Source organism: Pseudoalteromonas sp. RWi3, from assembly GCF_054960735.1.
In genome coordinates this window covers 77,820-93,826 of sequence record NZ_JBHNYL010000005.1, presented here as the reverse complement: position 1 = coordinate 93,826, position 16,007 = coordinate 77,820, and the positions used below count along the sequence as shown (strand labels likewise).

The 16,007-nt window shown below is 41.0% G+C and carries 17 protein-coding genes; 8 read left to right on the top strand and 9 right to left on the bottom strand.

The genetic code is table 11. The features are described from left to right. Nucleotides 1-2: 2 nt before the first annotated feature. From secB to ACFI4Z_RS09070, 3 genes are read right to left on the bottom strand one after another with little or no spacing between them, the layout of a single operon-like run. A complete protein-coding gene (secB, locus tag ACFI4Z_RS09080) occupies nucleotides 3-488 on the bottom strand; it encodes a protein-export chaperone SecB (protein WP_462670301.1) in 486 nt (161 codons plus the stop codon). 47 nt (nucleotides 489-535) lie between these two features. Then, nucleotides 536-793: a glutaredoxin 3 gene (grxC, locus tag ACFI4Z_RS09075; RefSeq protein WP_462670300.1), complete on the bottom strand. Its 258-nt coding sequence runs from the start codon at nucleotides 791-793 to the stop codon at nucleotides 536-538. Nucleotides 794-823: 30 nt separating this feature from the next. Next, complete coding sequence (locus ACFI4Z_RS09070) at nucleotides 824-1,255, bottom strand: rhodanese-like domain-containing protein (RefSeq protein WP_099294742.1); 432 nt, start codon at nucleotides 1,253-1,255, stop codon at nucleotides 824-826. Nucleotides 1,256-1,458: 203 nt separating this feature from the next. On the opposite strand from ACFI4Z_RS09070, the gene gpmM reads away from it, so the two are divergent. The 4 genes from gpmM to ACFI4Z_RS09050 all read left to right on the top strand — a co-directional run bounded on the left by gpmM (nucleotide 1,459) and on the right by ACFI4Z_RS09050 (nucleotide 6,241). Then, nucleotides 1,459-3,003: a 2,3-bisphosphoglycerate-independent phosphoglycerate mutase gene (gpmM, locus tag ACFI4Z_RS09065; protein WP_462670299.1), complete on the top strand. Its 1,545-nt coding sequence runs from the start codon at nucleotides 1,459-1,461 to the stop codon at nucleotides 3,001-3,003. A 3-nt stretch (nucleotides 3,004-3,006) separates the two neighbouring features. Then, a complete protein-coding gene (locus ACFI4Z_RS09060; RefSeq protein WP_462670298.1) occupies nucleotides 3,007-4,146 on the top strand; it encodes a murein hydrolase activator EnvC family protein in 1,140 nt (379 codons plus the stop codon). A 109-nt stretch (nucleotides 4,147-4,255) separates the two neighbouring features. Further along, on the top strand, nucleotides 4,256-5,440 hold the full coding sequence (locus ACFI4Z_RS09055) for a S41 family peptidase (protein ID WP_462670424.1): 1,185 nt from the start codon (nucleotides 4,256-4,258) through the stop codon (nucleotides 5,438-5,440). Between the two features lie 60 nt (nucleotides 5,441-5,500). Next, nucleotides 5,501-6,241 (top strand): divergent polysaccharide deacetylase family protein, encoded by a 741-nt coding sequence (locus tag ACFI4Z_RS09050; protein ID WP_462670297.1) that lies wholly within the window; start codon nucleotides 5,501-5,503, stop codon nucleotides 6,239-6,241. Nucleotides 6,242-6,517: 276 nt separating this feature from the next. On the opposite strand, the gene ACFI4Z_RS09045 is transcribed toward ACFI4Z_RS09050, so the two are convergent. The 6 genes from ACFI4Z_RS09045 to ftsY form a co-directional block, all read right to left on the bottom strand. Beyond that, complete coding sequence (locus tag ACFI4Z_RS09045) at nucleotides 6,518-6,982, bottom strand: DUF2059 domain-containing protein (RefSeq protein WP_462670296.1); 465 nt, start codon at nucleotides 6,980-6,982, stop codon at nucleotides 6,518-6,520. Nucleotides 6,983-7,207: 225 nt separating this feature from the next. Continuing rightward, entirely contained in the window at nucleotides 7,208-7,342 is a 135-nt protein-coding gene (locus tag ACFI4Z_RS09040) for a hypothetical protein (protein ID WP_462670295.1), read from the bottom strand. Nucleotides 7,343-7,492: 150 nt separating this feature from the next. Then, complete coding sequence (rpoH, locus tag ACFI4Z_RS09035; protein WP_099294756.1) at nucleotides 7,493-8,356, bottom strand: RNA polymerase sigma factor RpoH; 864 nt, start codon at nucleotides 8,354-8,356, stop codon at nucleotides 7,493-7,495. 223 nt (nucleotides 8,357-8,579) lie between these two features. Beyond that, nucleotides 8,580-9,566 carry a permease-like cell division protein FtsX gene (gene ftsX / locus ACFI4Z_RS09030; protein WP_462670294.1) on the bottom strand — a complete coding sequence of 329 codons (987 nt, stop codon included), beginning with the start codon at nucleotides 9,564-9,566 and terminating at the stop codon, nucleotides 8,580-8,582. Continuing rightward, entirely contained in the window at nucleotides 9,563-10,240 is a 678-nt protein-coding gene (gene ftsE, locus ACFI4Z_RS09025) for a cell division ATP-binding protein FtsE (protein WP_462670293.1), read from the bottom strand. The genes ftsX and ftsE overlap by 4 nt, the downstream gene beginning before the upstream one ends. A 58-nt stretch (nucleotides 10,241-10,298) precedes the next feature. Beyond that, a complete protein-coding gene (ftsY, locus tag ACFI4Z_RS09020) occupies nucleotides 10,299-12,329 on the bottom strand; it encodes a signal recognition particle-docking protein FtsY (protein WP_462670423.1) in 2,031 nt (676 codons plus the stop codon). A 198-nt stretch (nucleotides 12,330-12,527) separates the two neighbouring features. Between ftsY and rsmD the strand changes: the two genes are divergently transcribed. From rsmD to dnaG, 4 genes are all read left to right on the top strand, one after another. Further along, on the top strand, nucleotides 12,528-13,127 hold the full coding sequence (gene rsmD / locus ACFI4Z_RS09015) for a 16S rRNA (guanine(966)-N(2))-methyltransferase RsmD (RefSeq protein WP_462670292.1): 600 nt from the start codon (nucleotides 12,528-12,530) through the stop codon (nucleotides 13,125-13,127). Nucleotides 13,128-13,291: 164 nt separating this feature from the next. Further along, the gene (rpsU, locus tag ACFI4Z_RS09010) at nucleotides 13,292-13,507 is read left to right on the top strand and encodes a 30S ribosomal protein S21 (protein WP_002957797.1); all 216 of its coding nucleotides are present in this window, start codon (nucleotides 13,292-13,294) and stop codon (nucleotides 13,505-13,507) included. A gap of 20 nt (nucleotides 13,508-13,527) precedes the next feature. Next, nucleotides 13,528-13,974 carry a GatB/YqeY domain-containing protein gene (locus tag ACFI4Z_RS09005; RefSeq protein WP_394192596.1) on the top strand — a complete coding sequence of 149 codons (447 nt, stop codon included), beginning with the start codon at nucleotides 13,528-13,530 and terminating at the stop codon, nucleotides 13,972-13,974. Between the two features lie 163 nt (nucleotides 13,975-14,137). Further along, entirely contained in the window at nucleotides 14,138-15,892 is a 1,755-nt protein-coding gene (gene dnaG / locus ACFI4Z_RS09000) for a DNA primase (RefSeq protein ID WP_462670291.1), read from the top strand. Nucleotides 15,893-16,007: the final 115 nt, after the last annotated feature.

The window sequence follows — 16,007 nt, the reverse complement described above, 5'->3', positions numbered from 1 at the left end:
AATTATGCGTCTGCAGTTGCCTGATCAGCTTGCGCTGCGCGCTGCTGCATGTACTGAGAAAACAATGCATCAAAATTAACTGGTGCAAGGTTAAGCTGTGGGAATGTACCGCGATTAACTAAGTTAGAAACAGCTTCACGTGCATACGGGAATAACACGTTAGGGCAGAAAGCACCTAGCATGTGTGCTAATTGCATTTCTTCAACTTCGCCTACAGTGAAGATACCCGCTTGTTGGATTTCACATAAAAACGCAGTTTCTTCACCAATAGAAGCAGTTACAGTTAATGCAAGCACTACCTCAAAAAGGCCTTCATCTAATTTATTAGAACGTGTATCAAGGTCTAACTTAACTTCTGGTGTCCACTCTTTTTGGAAAATAGCAGGTGAATTTGGTGTTTCAAAAGACACATCTTTTGTGTAAATACGTTGAATGCTAAATTGTGCGCCAGCTTCTTGAGCGGCTACGTTTTGATTTTCTTCGTTCATTGTAATTCCTAACTTTAATCGTTTTTATAATAAATACTTTAATTAATTTAAGCGCTTAATTTAGCATCAAGTTTACCTTGAGCTTCAATAGCCATCATGTCGTCACAACCGCCGATATGCTCATCATTAATAAAGATTTGCGGAACTGTGCTTGCGCCACCTGCTTTTTTTATCATTTCAGCGCGAAGCTCAGGCTGTACACCAATATCAATATTTTTAAACGTTACGCCTTTGCTTTCAAGCAATGCAAAAGCACGTTGACAAAAAGGGCAATACGCTTTGGTGTATAGAACAACATTACTCATACTAATTCCTCTATCGGTCAGTTAAATTTATTAACGACCTGTTGTGGTTGGTAGGCCTGCACTTTGCCATGCGCCCATACCACCGGATAAAACATAAACCGACTCAAACCCAGCTTTATGCATAGCTGTAGCAATACCAGAAGCGGTCATGCCAGTTGTACATACTAATATAATGGGTTTGCTCTTATGCTTTTCAAGGCTAGAAAAGTCAGATTGTTTAGCTTTTTCAGGATTTAAATGCTCAGCGCCTGCAATACGGCCATTATTAAATTCTTTTTGTGCACGTATATCAACAACTAAGCCGTCTTCACGGTTAATTAGTAACGTTAACTGTTGCGGGTTTATTTGACGGATTGCTGAAAATTTACTTTTAAACCACCCACCCACAATTAGCGCAACTAAAGCGACCCACGCTAAACTTAAAATCGGATGATTTCCGATAAATTCAATATATTGTTCCATGCGACTTCCACTATGAAAATTGTCCCGCACCAAAGGCGCTGGGGTTATTAATAACAGGGCTATAATCTAGCCTCGCAAGTATACGTGCTTGATGAAAAATTACCAGAGAGTGAAATATTTTAATATCCTGATTTGAATGCTGATCCACAAGCAAAAACACGGTATGCTAAGCATCCAACAGGTTGCAAATTTCAGGAGCTACAATGACACAGCATAAAAAACCTCTCGTATTAATGATTTTAGATGGTTGGGGATACCGCGAAGACACTCAAAGCAACGCAATCCTAGCGGCAAATACGCCTGTATTGGATGAGCTTTGGGCAACCCGCCCACATACATTAATATCAGGGTCTGGTTTAGATGTTGGTCTGCCTGATGGCCAGATGGGTAATTCTGAAGTGGGTCACGTTAACTTAGGTGCAGGACGCATTGTTTATCAAGACTTCACACGCATAACCAAATCAATTAACGACGGTGAGTTTGAGCACAACCCAACGCTTGTTGAAAATATCGACAAAGCAATTAACGCAGATAAAGCAGTGCATCTTATGGGTCTTTTAAGCCCAGGCGGCGTTCATAGCCATGAAGACCACATTGTTGCTGCAATCAAAATGGCAGCAAACCGAGGTGCAAAAGAAGTCTACTTCCACGCATTTTTAGATGGCCGTGATACACCACCACGCAGTGCCCAAGCCTCAATAGAGCATGTTGAAGCCTTATTTAGCGAGCTTAACTGTGGCCGCTTGGCTTCAATTGTAGGCCGTTACTATGCAATGGACCGCGACAACCGCTGGAACCGTGTTGAGCAAGCGTATGACTTAATGGTTAGCGGCATTGCACAGTACAATTTTGCTAACGGTGTTGACGCACTTGCTGCGGCATATGAGCGTGACGAAAACGATGAATTCGTTGCCGCAACAACAATTGCAGCAGAAGGCCAACAAGCTGCTCAAATCAATGATGGCGACACGGTTATTTTTCTAAACTTTAGAGCTGACCGTGCTCGTGAAATGACCCGCGCATTCGTTGATAAAGACTTTGATGGCTTTGCTAAGAAAAAAGCGCCTGAACTAAGTGGCTTTGTTATGCTAACAGAATACGCCGCTGACATTAATGCGCCTGCGGCATTTGCTCCTGAACCACTTGTTAATGTATTAGGGGAATGGTTCGAGAAAAATGGAAAAACCCAACTGCGTATCTCTGAAACAGAAAAATACGCACACGTGACCTTCTTTTTCAGTGGCGGCCGTGAAGATGAGTTTGATGGCGAAACCCGCGAGCTGATCCCATCACCTCAAGTAGCGACTTATGATTTACAACCTGAGATGAACTCAGAAATGCTCACCGACAAACTCGTCGATGCAATTAAAAGTGGACAATACGACGCTATAATCTGTAATTACCCTAATGGCGATATGGTTGGCCACTCAGGCGTATTTGAAGCAGCAGTAAAAGCCTGTGAAGCGGTTGATAACTGTATTGGCCGTGTAGTAGCTGCGCTTGATGAATTTGGTGGCGAAGCACTTATTACCGCAGACCATGGCAACGCAGAGCAAATGGCAAACCCAAAAACAGGGCAAGCACATACAGCACATACCAGCGAGCCTGTTCCTTTCATTTATGTTGGCCGTGACGCCACACCAAGTGAAGGCAAAGCACTGAGTGACGTAGCACCAACCATGTTGCATCTGATGGGCATGGAACAGCCTAGCGAAATGACTGGCACACCTATTATGACATTGAAATAAGCTATGACAAAAAGTGTTAACCAGTTAATTGGTAGTCTGTTAATACTTACTTCATTCGCTATTGTCCCGGCAATAGCGAATGAAGACCGTACTAAAAAAGACCTTTCTGAAATTCAAAATGCGTTAAAGCAAAGTGAAGCCGACTTAGCAGCACAACGCAAAGACATTGCAAAACTGCAACAAACCTTAAAAGCATTTGAACTAAATATTGCGAAGAACGCAAAGGCTCTCTCGATTGCAAAACAATCGATTAAAGAAACCGAAGCACAGCAAGCTACACAGCACCGCCAAGCTAATAAATTAAAGCAACAACAACAAAAATTACAAAGTGTGCTCGCTGCCCAACTAAAAAGTGCGTATATGTCAGGCGGCAATGACTATGCAAAGATGCTGCTAAATCAACAAAATACGGCACAAGTAGAACGCACCCTAAGTTACTACAACTACCTTAACAAAGCCCGCATAGAGCAAATAGAAGAATTAAAAGCATTAATGGTTGAGATAGAAGCGGTTCAAGCCGAACTCGAACAATCTAAAAAACACCTTATCGCATTACACCAAGAACAAAAGTCTCGGTACCAAGCATTAGTTGATGCGCAAAAACAACGAAAGAACAATATTAGCGAATTAAAAGCGAAGCTTGATTCAACTAAAGGCACCATAAACTATTTAAAAGAAAATGAAAAAACTCTTGTTGCTACATTACAAGAGCTCGAAAAAGAGAAAAACCAGACTATCGAATTGATTGGCTTACAATCAAGTAAAGGGCGTTTAAATTGGCCAACAAAAGGTAAACTTGCACATCGCTTTGGTCAGCGAAAGCATAGCGGCATTAATTGGAAAGGTGTACTAATAAGCGCTAATGAAGGCAACCAAGTAAGCAGTATTCATAACGGGCAAGTTGTATATGCCGATTGGCTTAAAGGCTATGGCTGGGTGATTGTAGTAGACCACGGTGAAGGTTTTATGAGCCTGTATGGCCATACACAAACTCTACTAAAAGATGTTGGCGACACGGTGCGTAAAGGCGATATTATAGCTTTAGTTGGGCAAAGCGGCGGACAAGCAAATTCTGGTCTATACTTTGAATTACGCCACAAAGGACGCGCAGTAAATCCTGTAAAATGGTGCAGACGCATTTAATTGACTAAACAGTGCTGCACCCAATGGGGAGCAGCTGATGCCAACAACACAAACAACTATTGACCGTCTAACCAATTGTTTAGCCAGCAACAATGCCATAAAATCTTTAATGGTAATGTTTTTTATATGCTTTAGCCTAAACTGCTTTGCCGTAACCTCTATCAATGAGCTAAAACAACAACAGCAACACGAAATTCTATTTAATATACATGCTTACTATGTAGAAGACCTTTCGTTGCAAAGTAGCTTTAGTGATAAACGCCAATTCGAAGCACTATTAAATCAGCTTGACCCCTATTCAAAATACCTTGATGAAAATGAGCTAGACGCCCTATTTAATAGCACTAATGGGCGATACACAGGTTTAGGTATTGAAGTACAAGCCAAAGACGACCAAATTGTCATTATTAATGCACTCAACAACTCCCCTGCCCATAGCGCAGGAATAAAACAAAACGACGTTCTTCTTGCTATAAATAATCAATCAGTTGCTAATAAAAATATAAGCCAAGTCGCAAATATGATTTTAAAAAGTGAGTCAGCGACAGTGCAGTTAAGCATCAAGCGCAACAATATTCTGCAACCTCTTAGTTTTGCACTCACCCGAAGAGAAATTAACATTGAAAGTGTTAAAAGCGCATTGTATGACTTTGGTGTGGGTTATATGGCCATTGATAGCTTTAGCAACCACACATTACACGATGTTTCACGCCAGCTTGCACAACTTGAAAGTAACTATGGCGGAGCATTAGCAGGACTTGTGCTAGATTTACGCGATAACCCAGGTGGCACATTACAAAGTGCTGTGGCAGTCGCTGATTTATTTTTACAACAAGGCACAATCGTCACCACAAAAGGGCGTTTTTATGATGCCAACCAACATTATAAAGCCAGCGCAGGTGATATTTTAAATGGCTCACCTATCGTTGTATTGATCAACGAAAACTCCGCATCAGCCGCCGAAATACTTGCCGCAGCGTTAAAAGACAACCAACGCGCAACTCTAGTCGGCAATAAATCATTTGGTAAAGGATCAGTGCAATCATTAATTCCCTTAGGTAACGGTAATACAGCTTTAAAACTAACAACGGCTAAATACTTTTCACCTTCAGGAAAATCAATCGACGGAATAGGTGTTGCCCCTGACGTTGCGATTAATAAATCAACACTTTCACAAATAAATAAAGTCGCTATAATAAAAACTGAACAAGGAAACAGCAACGGCTCGTGGTTTAGTGAGAACCCAACCGATCAACAGTTATTAAAAGCAAAGCAGTTGCTTACTATGAAGTGAAGTAGCTTAAATAAAAAGATAATAAAAATTATAAATTTGAAAAAAATACTTTTGCTAATTATGGCTATTTGCCTTTTACCTAGTTACGTACACAGTAAACAAATAGCCATTGTGATTGATGACATCGGCAACCATCAACGCGACCTAGAAACTCTCAACCTTCCTGGTAAAATTTCGTATTCGATTTTGCCCCACACCCCGTTTTCTCAAATATTTGCGCAATTAGCCAGTCAGACTAACAAAGAGCTTTTACTCCATATCCCAATGCAAGCGCTGGATCAAACTAAAGTACTCGGCCCTGGCGCACTGACCAACGATATGAACAAAGAGCAGTTACAAAGTACGCTTTACAATGCACTTGCAAGCCTTCCACAAGTGAAAGGCGTTAATAATCATATGGGCTCAGACCTAACTCAAAAAAGCACACCAATGAAATGGACAATGGAAGTACTCAAACAACGTGGCCTGTACTTTTTAGACAGCCGCACAACAGGGTTAAGCCAAGCCCAAAACGTTGCCAACTTATATGGAGTTGAAAATGTTGGCCGCCATGTATTTTTAGATAACATCCCCAATGAGCAACAGCTGCAATTTAGATTTGACGAACTCAAGCACAAAGCTCAGCGTTATAATTTCGCTATCGCCATCGCTCACCCCTACCCTGAAACCATTGAGTTTTTATCGCGCAAACTTCCTGAGTTGGAACAACAAGGATTTGAGCTCGTGCCACTTTCACAGCTGGTAGAGCGAAAATATATACAGCTCGCACAGGCTGAATCTAAAGCAGTAAATGCAAGATAAAAGGTGCTAGGTGCTAGGTAAACAGAATATAGTCCGTCGTTAAAATAATCACGTAGGTTGGGTTGAGAGCAACGAAACCCAACGATTAAAGGTATGAGTTAATAGACGGCTTTGAGCGATAACCGGACTGCCGGGTCAACTCGTTTTTGGACAAAACCGCGTTAGAACGTCGACTGCATCAGGTAAATTTCGGATAAAAATTTCTATGGGGAAACGCCTCGTTAAGAGGCAAAAAATGTTGGCTATAATTAGCGACGAAGGAGCAAAAGCCAACTGTTATTTGTCCTGCTTTAACGACTTGTTAGAATTACTTATCGCCTCATATAAAAATGGACTTACATGCGACATATATTTGTGACCGTTCATTGTGAATTCCTGATTAATTTCAGGTAATAATGATTTAAATTTTTTGCCTGTATTTGTTGCTAGAAAAGAATCTGGTTTACCCGCGTTATAGAAGTTTATAATTTCTTTCAACTCACTATTTGTGAACTTACTTGTATATATTGGAGCGATTGAAAGTTTCACTTTATCCCAAGAAAAGTAAATTTCTTCCCAATTTTCAACTAAAGCTGAATGTGACTTTAAATTAGGGTCTGTCATATACATTACTTTTGCCATTTGACCTTTAGATTGACCAAAAAAGGCTTTAGCTCCATTTACTTCAAGTAGCTTAAATGCCAGTTCGTTTGCGTTAACAAAAAAAGGGAGCAACAACACAATTAATAATAATTTTTTCACCTAAACCTCGATGTAATTCTAACAGCTTTATCAGAGGACATTTCCCCTATTTTAGCGTGAAAATGTCCTTATTTTATGAACTTATATTAATAACAAATAGTGTAAGTTATTACCAGTTATAAATATTATGCTTAATGTAGCTTATTTAAACATGTGAAAAAGGGGAAAGCATCCTCTTATTTTGGGGCAAAAATGAGTTACGCTTGAATAACTGCTCATGGCTATTCAAGACAACCAATAATGCAAAACACTGACGCTCGTTGGTTGGGTATTTTTTCGTTGGGTTTCGCTGCGCTCAAACCAACCTACGTTGATAACTCTTAAGCGCAGCGCTTCTAAATCTCTTTGCGAATAACTCACTTAAAGCTCTTTCTATCATGTTTCGCAACAGGGAAAAATAGCGGCGCCATTTATGCTTATGACTTATCGCTTAAAACTTATAGCTTCCCTTAAAGCAAAAAGCCCCACATTTTCATGCAGGGCTTTCAAAACTTTATACAATGGTAAGCGTTAGCTCATTGCTGCTTGTAGCTTTTTCATCGCTGTTTTTTCAAGCTGGCGAACACGCTCAGCTGACACGCTGTACTTTGCAGCTAGCTCTTGCAAAGTAGCCTTATCATCAGATAACCAACGCGCGCTTACGATGTCTTGTGAGCGTTCGTCGAGTGTTTTTAATGCGCTAAACAAACGTGTGTGAGATTGCTCTTGCCACTGCTGCTGTTCAACTTCTTCAGCTAAATCGTTACTGCCGTCAGTTAAGTACTGAACGGGTGAGTAAGTGCTGCTTGGCGCGTCGTCGTTGTCGTCGCTTGTTAAATCAAAGCCCATGTCTTGGCCGCTCATGCGCGATTCCATTTCACGTACTTCTTTTTCACTTACACCTAGCTCATTCGCTACAGTTGCTACCTCAGCTTGGTTAAACCAACCTAGGCGCTTTTTATTTTTACGTAAGTTAAAAAATAACTTACGTTGTGCTTTAGTGGTCGCAACTTTAACGATACGCCAGTTTTTAAGCACGAATTCGTGAATCTCTGCTTTTATCCAGTGCACTGCAAATGAAACCAAACGTACGCCCACTGATGGGTCAAAACGTTTTACTGCTTTCATCAGACCGATGTTACCTTCTTGAATCAAATCCGCTTGTGGTAAGCCGTAGCCTGAATAGCCTTTAGCTATGTGTGCCACGAAGCGTAAATGAGACATGATGAGTTGCTTTGCAGCATTAAGATCGCCGTCTTCCTGTAAGCGGGTCGCCAACTCTTTTTCTTGCTCAGCCTCTAGCATTGGTATTGTACTTACCGCTTGAAGGTAACCATCAATACTCGCGCTTTGCTGTCCAACTGTGAGTGCCATTGCGTATAAATCTTTACTCATTTTTCACCTCGGTGATAAACATTTGAAACCATCTTAGCACTCTTTAACCGAGAGTGCTAACCTCAATTTAAATCTTTTTTTCGATTGAAGCAAGTGATTTTTTCGATGTTTTTTATTCTACTTTAAACGTCTGAATATGCGATGAATTCTAGCTTTGCAGAGCGTTAGAAAAAATACCAAAGGCTATTTTTCTAACGCTTTTGGTGATACTACACATCTATTGTTACACTTTATCGGGTTCTATTTCTTTAATGTAACGATTCACTGATAGGTAAGAGCCAACAAAGCCAAGTGTGGTTGCTAATAATACTAATGAGCCAAACTCTGGCACACTCAACCCAATTAAATCAAAGTTTGTTTGATACACACCCGCAACTTCAGTAACAGCTGCACCTAACCACCACATCATTAAGGCAACGCATATAAAGGCAAACAAGCCGCCAATAATGCCATACCAAATACCCGTCCATAAAAAGGGCGCGTGGATAAAGGTGTTGGTCGCTCCTACTAACTTCATTACTTGTATTTCTTCTTTTTTATCCATGATAGATAATCTAATCGTGTTGCCAATAATCAGCGTTACTGATGTAAGTAAAAGTAATGCAATAGTAATGACGCTTTCTTTTAATAAACTAAGTAGCGCGTTGAGCCTTTCAAGCCAAGCAATGTCTAGCTTGCCAAAGTCCACTTCACGTTCTTTTTCAAGTTTTGCAAGCAATGTTCGAGCTGAATCTGCTTGGCGATGACGGCTAGTGGGTGTGACCAATACAACGTCTGGTAGTGGGTTTTCATCTAAATACTCAAGTGCCTGGCCAAAGCCAGATACATCTTTAAATTCAACCAGCGCATTTTGCTTTGAAATAAATGTGACTTTATCAACTTCGGGGTATAACGCTAAACGCTTTACTAACGTTTGTGTTTCTTGTTCGCTCATTGACTCTTTAACGAATAATGAAATTTCAGCTGCCTCTTCAAATCCGCTATTAATTTGTTGAACATTTTTAACCACTAAATACAACGTAGCCGGTAACGTTAAACTTAAGCCTAGTACTGCAATTGTCATCATTGACGCCATTGGCGTTCGCCACATCTCACCTAAACTATGAATACCCTGACGGAAAATATTTAAAATAAAAAAGTACCCAGCCGCTATAAAGGATTTTTTAGCTCGTTCATTCTGGCTTTGACGCCCTTTAAATAACAAACTCATAATGACGCCTCAGTCAATGGATCTTGACTCATACGACCCTCTTTTAAAGTCAGGCTACGATAGCGCATACGCGAGATTAGCCCTAAATCATGGGTTGCGATTAATACTGTGGTGCCATGTTTATTAAAGTCTTCAAATAAACGAAGTATATCCATGGATAACTCTGGATCTAAGTTACCCGTAGGCTCATCGGCAAGCAGCAATGGTGGCGAATTAACAATTGCACGCGCAATACCTACTCGCTGCTGCTCACCACCAGATAGTGTTGAAGGGTGACATTTTACCTTATCTAACAAACCTACTTTATCTAAAGCGCCATGTACGCGTTTTTCAATTTGCTTACGGTGAGTGCCTTCGATGACCAACGGCAGTGCTACGTTATCAAATATTGTATGGCGTTCTAATAAGCGATGGTTTTGAAATATAATTCCAATGTCACGACGGACATAGGGGATCTGCCTTGATTTAACAGCACTTAAATCAACGCCATTGATCAACACTTGCCCTGCCGACGGACGCTCCATCAAGCTAATTAATTTAAGTAAGGTACTTTTACCGGCTCCACTATGGCCTGTTAAAAAAGCCAGCTCACCAGGCCTGATATGAAAGCTTACTTTTTCCAGAGCTCTGTGGCCACCTGGATATGTTTTGCTGACTTGCTGAAAATTTATCATTCTTATCCCTCAGCTAAAAAAGGCCTAAACCAATTTGATTTAAGCCCCTTTTTTAAATTTACGCTTCGTCCTCGTCTTGGCTAAACAGCGCATCGATAAAGTCGTTACTATTGAATGCTCTTAAATCATCAATACTTTCACCCACACCTATGTAGCGGATAGGAATATTAAACTTATCAGCGACCGCGAAGATAACCCCCCCTTTGGCAGTGCCATCCAGCTTAGAAAGTGTAATACCCGTTAGACCAACACACTGGTTAAAAAGATTAACTTGGCTAATTGCATTTTGACCGGTACCAGCATCGATAGTTAACATGACCTCGTGAGGAGCATCTGGGTCTATTTTTTTCATTACACGGGCTATTTTTTCAAGCTCCTGCATTAAATTATCTTTATTTTGCAAGCGCCCTGCTGTATCAGCGATTAACACATCAACATTACGTGCCTTGGCCGCTTGGAATGCATCAAATACCACAGATGCACTATCTGCACCGGTATGCTGTGCAATAACAGGGATTTCATTACGCTCACCCCATACTTGCAGTTGCTCAACAGCTGCAGCACGGAAGGTATCACCTGCGGCAAGCATTACTGACTTACCTTCGTTTTGAAATTGCTTAGCAAGCTTACCGATTGTAGTCGTTTTACCCACGCCATTAACGCCAACCATTAAAATAACAAATGGCTTTTTGTCACTTGGGATTTCTAGTGGTTGCTCTGCTGTTTTAAGCATTGCGGCCATTTCTTGCTTCATCAGCTCATAAAGCGCATCACCGTCTTTTAGCTGCTTACGATCTGCTGCATCGGTTAAATTATCAATCAGCTTCATGGTGGTATCGACACCTAAATCAGCCGTTAATAATTGTGTTTCTAATTCTTCAAATAGCTCATCATCAATTTTCTTACCACTAAAAATTGACGCAAAACCTGAGCCTATATTCAGTTTTGTCTTGAGTAAGCCTTTTTTAAGGCGAGAGAAAAAACCTTCTTTTTTAGGCTTTTCAGCTTTTTTACCTTCCTCTTGAGCAAGTTCAGCAGTAAGACGCTCTTGTTCTAAGCGTTCTGCCTCAGCTTCTGCAGCAATACGTTCTTGCTCTACACGCTCAGCCTCTGCCAGCTCTGCAGCAATACGTTCTTGCTCTACACGTTCAGCCTCTACCTGCTCCGCAGCAATACGCTCTTGCTCTACACGCTCAGCCTCTGCTAGCTCTGCTGCAATGCGTTCTTGCTCTACACGTTCAGCCTCTGCCTTTTCTGCAGCAATACGCTCTTGCTCTAAACGTTCAGCCTCTGCCTGCTCCGCAGCAATACGCTCTTGCTCTAAACGTTCAGCCTCTGCCAGCTCTGCAGCAATACGTTCTTGCTCTAAACGTTCAGCCTCTGCCTGCTCCGCAGCAATACGTTCTTGCTCTAAACGTTCAGCCTCTGCCTTTTGTGCAGCAATGCGTTCTTGCTCTACACGCTCAACCTCTGCCTGCTCCGCAGCAATACGTTCTTGCTCTAAACGTTCAGCCTCTGCCTTTTGTGCAGCAATGCGTTCTTGCTCTACACGCTCAACCTCTGACTTTTCTATGGCAATACGTTGATGTTCTAATTCTGCATCATGCTGCGCTTGCTCTGCGGCTTTGCGTTCAATTTCCAAACGCATTGCTTCTTCTTGTTCTACCAAACGTTTAGCTTGGTCGCGGCGAACTTGCTCAGCCTTCTCTGTTTCGAGCAACTCTTCATGCGCTTTTTCAGCTGCAAGTTGCTCTTGCTCTAAACGCTCAGCTTCTGCTTTTTCTGCAGCAAGTCGTTCTTGCTCTAAACGCTCAGCTTCTGCTTTTTCTGCAACAAGTCGTTCTTGCTCTAAACGCTCAGCCTCTGCTTTTTCTGCAACAAGTCGTTCTTGCTCTAAACGCTCAGCCTCTGCTTTTTCTGCAGCAAGTCGCTCTTGCTCTAAACGCTCAGCCTCTGCTTTTTCTGCAGCAAGTCGCTCTTGCTCTGCTAATTGCTTTTGGTTATCAGCATCTGCTGCTTGCTCTGTTTGTTGTTTATTTTCTGATTTGCCAAAACCTAGCCAAGACAGGAATTTACTTTTTTTTGCCATAGTTGCTAATAACCACTTATAAAAATCTGATAAACTAATGCAAATAGTTTTATCTGAACCCGCTTTTAAAGCCATTGATAAAACTATTGTCCAAGATGCTTATGGTAACACTTTTAGCGCAGTTGAAAAATGACGCACTACCATATGATGACAATATTATCTGAGCCGCGTTCTAGATACCATTTATTAGTGAGTTAAATGAGAAAAAAATCACCACAAAAACAATCAAATAATAAATCTAGTGATGGCTTTATCAGGATCATTAGTGGCCAATTTCGTGGCCGTAAATTACCAGTTAAAGATGTACAAGGCTTGCGTCCAACGACAGATCGTATTAAAGAAACCGTTTTCAACTGGTTAATGCAAGATACTCGAGATGCTAAAGTTCTCGATTGCTTTGCAGGCTCCGGCGGGCTTGGCTTTGAAGCGCTCTCTCGGTTTGCTCACAGCGCCACTTTTTTAGAAATGGACAGTTCAGCAGCCGCGCAATTAAAAACAAACGCGCAAACGCTTAATTTGAATAACGCAGACATTCATTGCACCGATAGTTTGCGTTATTTAGGTCAAAACCCTAACGAACAACAATTTGATTTAGTTTTTGTCGATCCGCCTTTTCGCCAAGATTTAGCTAAGCCATGCTTTGATTTACTGATAAAAAATAATTGGCTAAGTGAAAATGCACTTGTTTATATTGAAATTGAAAGCGAATTGAACAATCTTTCAATACCGAATAATTGGCTGTTATTAAAAGAAAAAATTGCAGGCCAAGTACAGTGTCAATTATATCAAGTACAATAAAATTAGTAACATAGAATTTATTTTAGTTTGCAGTTAGAACTAGATAATATTTATCCTTTACATGTGGTGTGGCTTCGGATTACAATACCGCACCATTTTTGAACCACTTGATCATTGTTTGATCAACTTGAGCAACGCTCATTATTTAGGTAGGTGAATTTTTAATGCCAGTAATTAAAGTAAGAGAGAACGAACCGTTTGACGTAGCACTTCGTCGCTTCAAGCGTTCATGTGAAAAAGCAGGTATCCTTTCAGAAGTTCGTCGTCGCGAGCACTATGAAAAGCCAACAGCTGAGCGTAAGCGTAAAAAAGCTGCAGCGGTTAAGCGTCACATGAAGAAGCTTTCTCGCGATAACGCACGCCGCGTTAAATTATACTAATAGTATTAGGTCTTGTATAAATGAGCCTTTTAATAACGCTAAAAGATGCGCAAAAAGATGCGATGCGAGCGAAAGACAAAACACGTCTTAACCCAATTCGTATGGTACTTGCTGCAATCAAGCAGCGTGAGATTGACGAGCAAATAACACTTGATGATGACGGTATTACCGCAGTCTTAGTGAAGCTTGTTAAACAACGCCGCGATTCATACACTCAGTACAAAGATGCTGGTCGTGATGATTTAGCTGAAGTTGAAGCCAGTGAAATTACAGCACTTGAAGAGTTTTTACCTCAACAATTGAGTGAAGACGAAATTATTGCTCTCATTGATGCGGCTATTGCTGACACTAACGCAGCAGGTATGCAAGACATGGGTAAAGTAATGGGTATAATCAAAAGCAAAGCTGAAGGTCGCGCCGATTTAGGTAAGATTTCTGGCTTAATTAAGCAACGATTAACTGCCTAATACGCCCACATACATAAAGTATGATTGAAGCAAACCGAGCCAAGTGCTCGGTTTCTTCGTTTTTAGCTTTAACAAAAATAGCATTTGTGTTCAAATCTAATTTTGCAGAACTAAAGCTAGTTCGTTCATCTTTTTCTATTTATTTCAGGACTACACTTTACTAATGGCCGGAAAGATCCCACGAAATTTTATTGACGATTTACTCGCCAGAACAGATATTGTCGAGCTCATTGACTCTAAAGTTGGTCTTAAAAAAGCCGGTAAAGATTACCAAGCGTGCTGCCCTTTTCATAACGAAAAGTCTCCTTCGTTTACTGTTTCACAAGATAAACAGTTTTACCATTGCTTTGGCTGCGGGGCTAACGGCAATGCAATCTCCTTTGTTATGGAATACGACAAACTTGAGTTTGTTGATGCAATTGAAGAACTTGCCAACTTATTAAACCTAGATGTGCCACGTGAACAAGGTAACACCAGCTCAGGCCCACAAAGGACCGCAGAGCAAAAGCGTTCTGATTACGATTTAATGCTTCACGCGGCCCGTTTTTACCAGCATCAATTGAAACACCACGCAAATTCTGCTGATGTTATTGAGTATGTAAAAGGCCGTGGCTTGAGTGGCGAAACCGTTAAAAAGTTTATGATTGGCTATGCTCCGAGTGAATGGGAAGGCTTATGCCAACAGCTAGGTCGTAATAAAGAACAAAAAGAGCAACTTGTAGAATTAAAGCTCGCTTCGGAGAAAACACCAGGCAGGCAGTTTGATTTTTTCCGTGATCGCTTAATGTTTCCTATCCGTGATAAACGAGGTCGTGTCATCGCGTTTGGTGGTCGGGTTATGCAAGCAGACCAAGGGCCAAAATATTTAAACTCTCCAGAGACTCGTATTTTTCATAAAGGCTTTGAGCTATATGGACTTTACGAGGCAAAGCAAGCACATAAAAAGCTTGAGCATGTCCTTATTGTGGAGGGCTATATGGACGTGGTCGCCCTCAGTGAACAAGATATAGAGTACGCAGTAGCGGCTCTTGGCACTGCAACAACAGCAGAGCACATGCATACTTTGTTCAGAACCACTGACAAGGTAATTTGTTGTTATGATGGTGACCGTGCAGGTCGCGATGCCGCTTGGCGCGCGCTTGAAAATGCGCTGCCTTACTTAAGTGATGGTAAAGCACTGCAATTTGTATTTTTACCTGATGGCGAAGACCCTGATTCACTAGTACAGCAAGAGGGCAAAGAAGCGTTTGAACAACGTTTAGCCCAAGCTGATGACTTTACTCAAGTGTTATTTAACAAACTAAGCCAAGAAATTGACTTAACAAGCGATGCAGGTAAAGCAAAATTACTCAGCGCTGTACTGCCGTTAATAGAAAAAATACCCAGTGAGTTTTATCAAGAAAATTTACTTGAGCAACTAGGGCGATTAATTGGCCGTACAAAAGAGCAACTAAATAGCCGTTTAAAAACACCTAAGCAGCAACATTCAATTGAGCGCAAATTTAAAATAACGCCAATGCGCCGTGCTATTGGCTTGCTAGTGCAGCATCCGAGTTTAGCAAATGCAGTACCTTACTTACCTGATCTAGCCCAAATGAATATTGCAGGTATTGCCCTGTTAATAAAATTACAGCACTACGCGTTAGAAAAAGGCACAATTACTACCGCCCAATTACTTGAAGCGTTTAGAGAAAGCCCAGAGTATGAAGCACTGATTAAATTAGCCACTTGGCGTCATGAAATAAATGACGACCGCTTAGAAGATGAATTTAAAAATACTTTTAAATTTATTGAAGATCAGTGTTTAAATTATCGACTCGAGACCCTATTAATAAAAGACAAAACACAAGGATTAAATAGCGATGAGCGACTCGAGTGTCATTTATTAACTCAAGCGCTAAAAGGAACTAACAGCTAGTCAAAATTGATAAATGCTGTTATACTGTGCTATTCACTGCGTCAAATAATACTTAGTTTGGCTTATTTATAAGCAAGCTGGCGCCTGTTGTATCAACTTATCAGAGTGGAAGAAA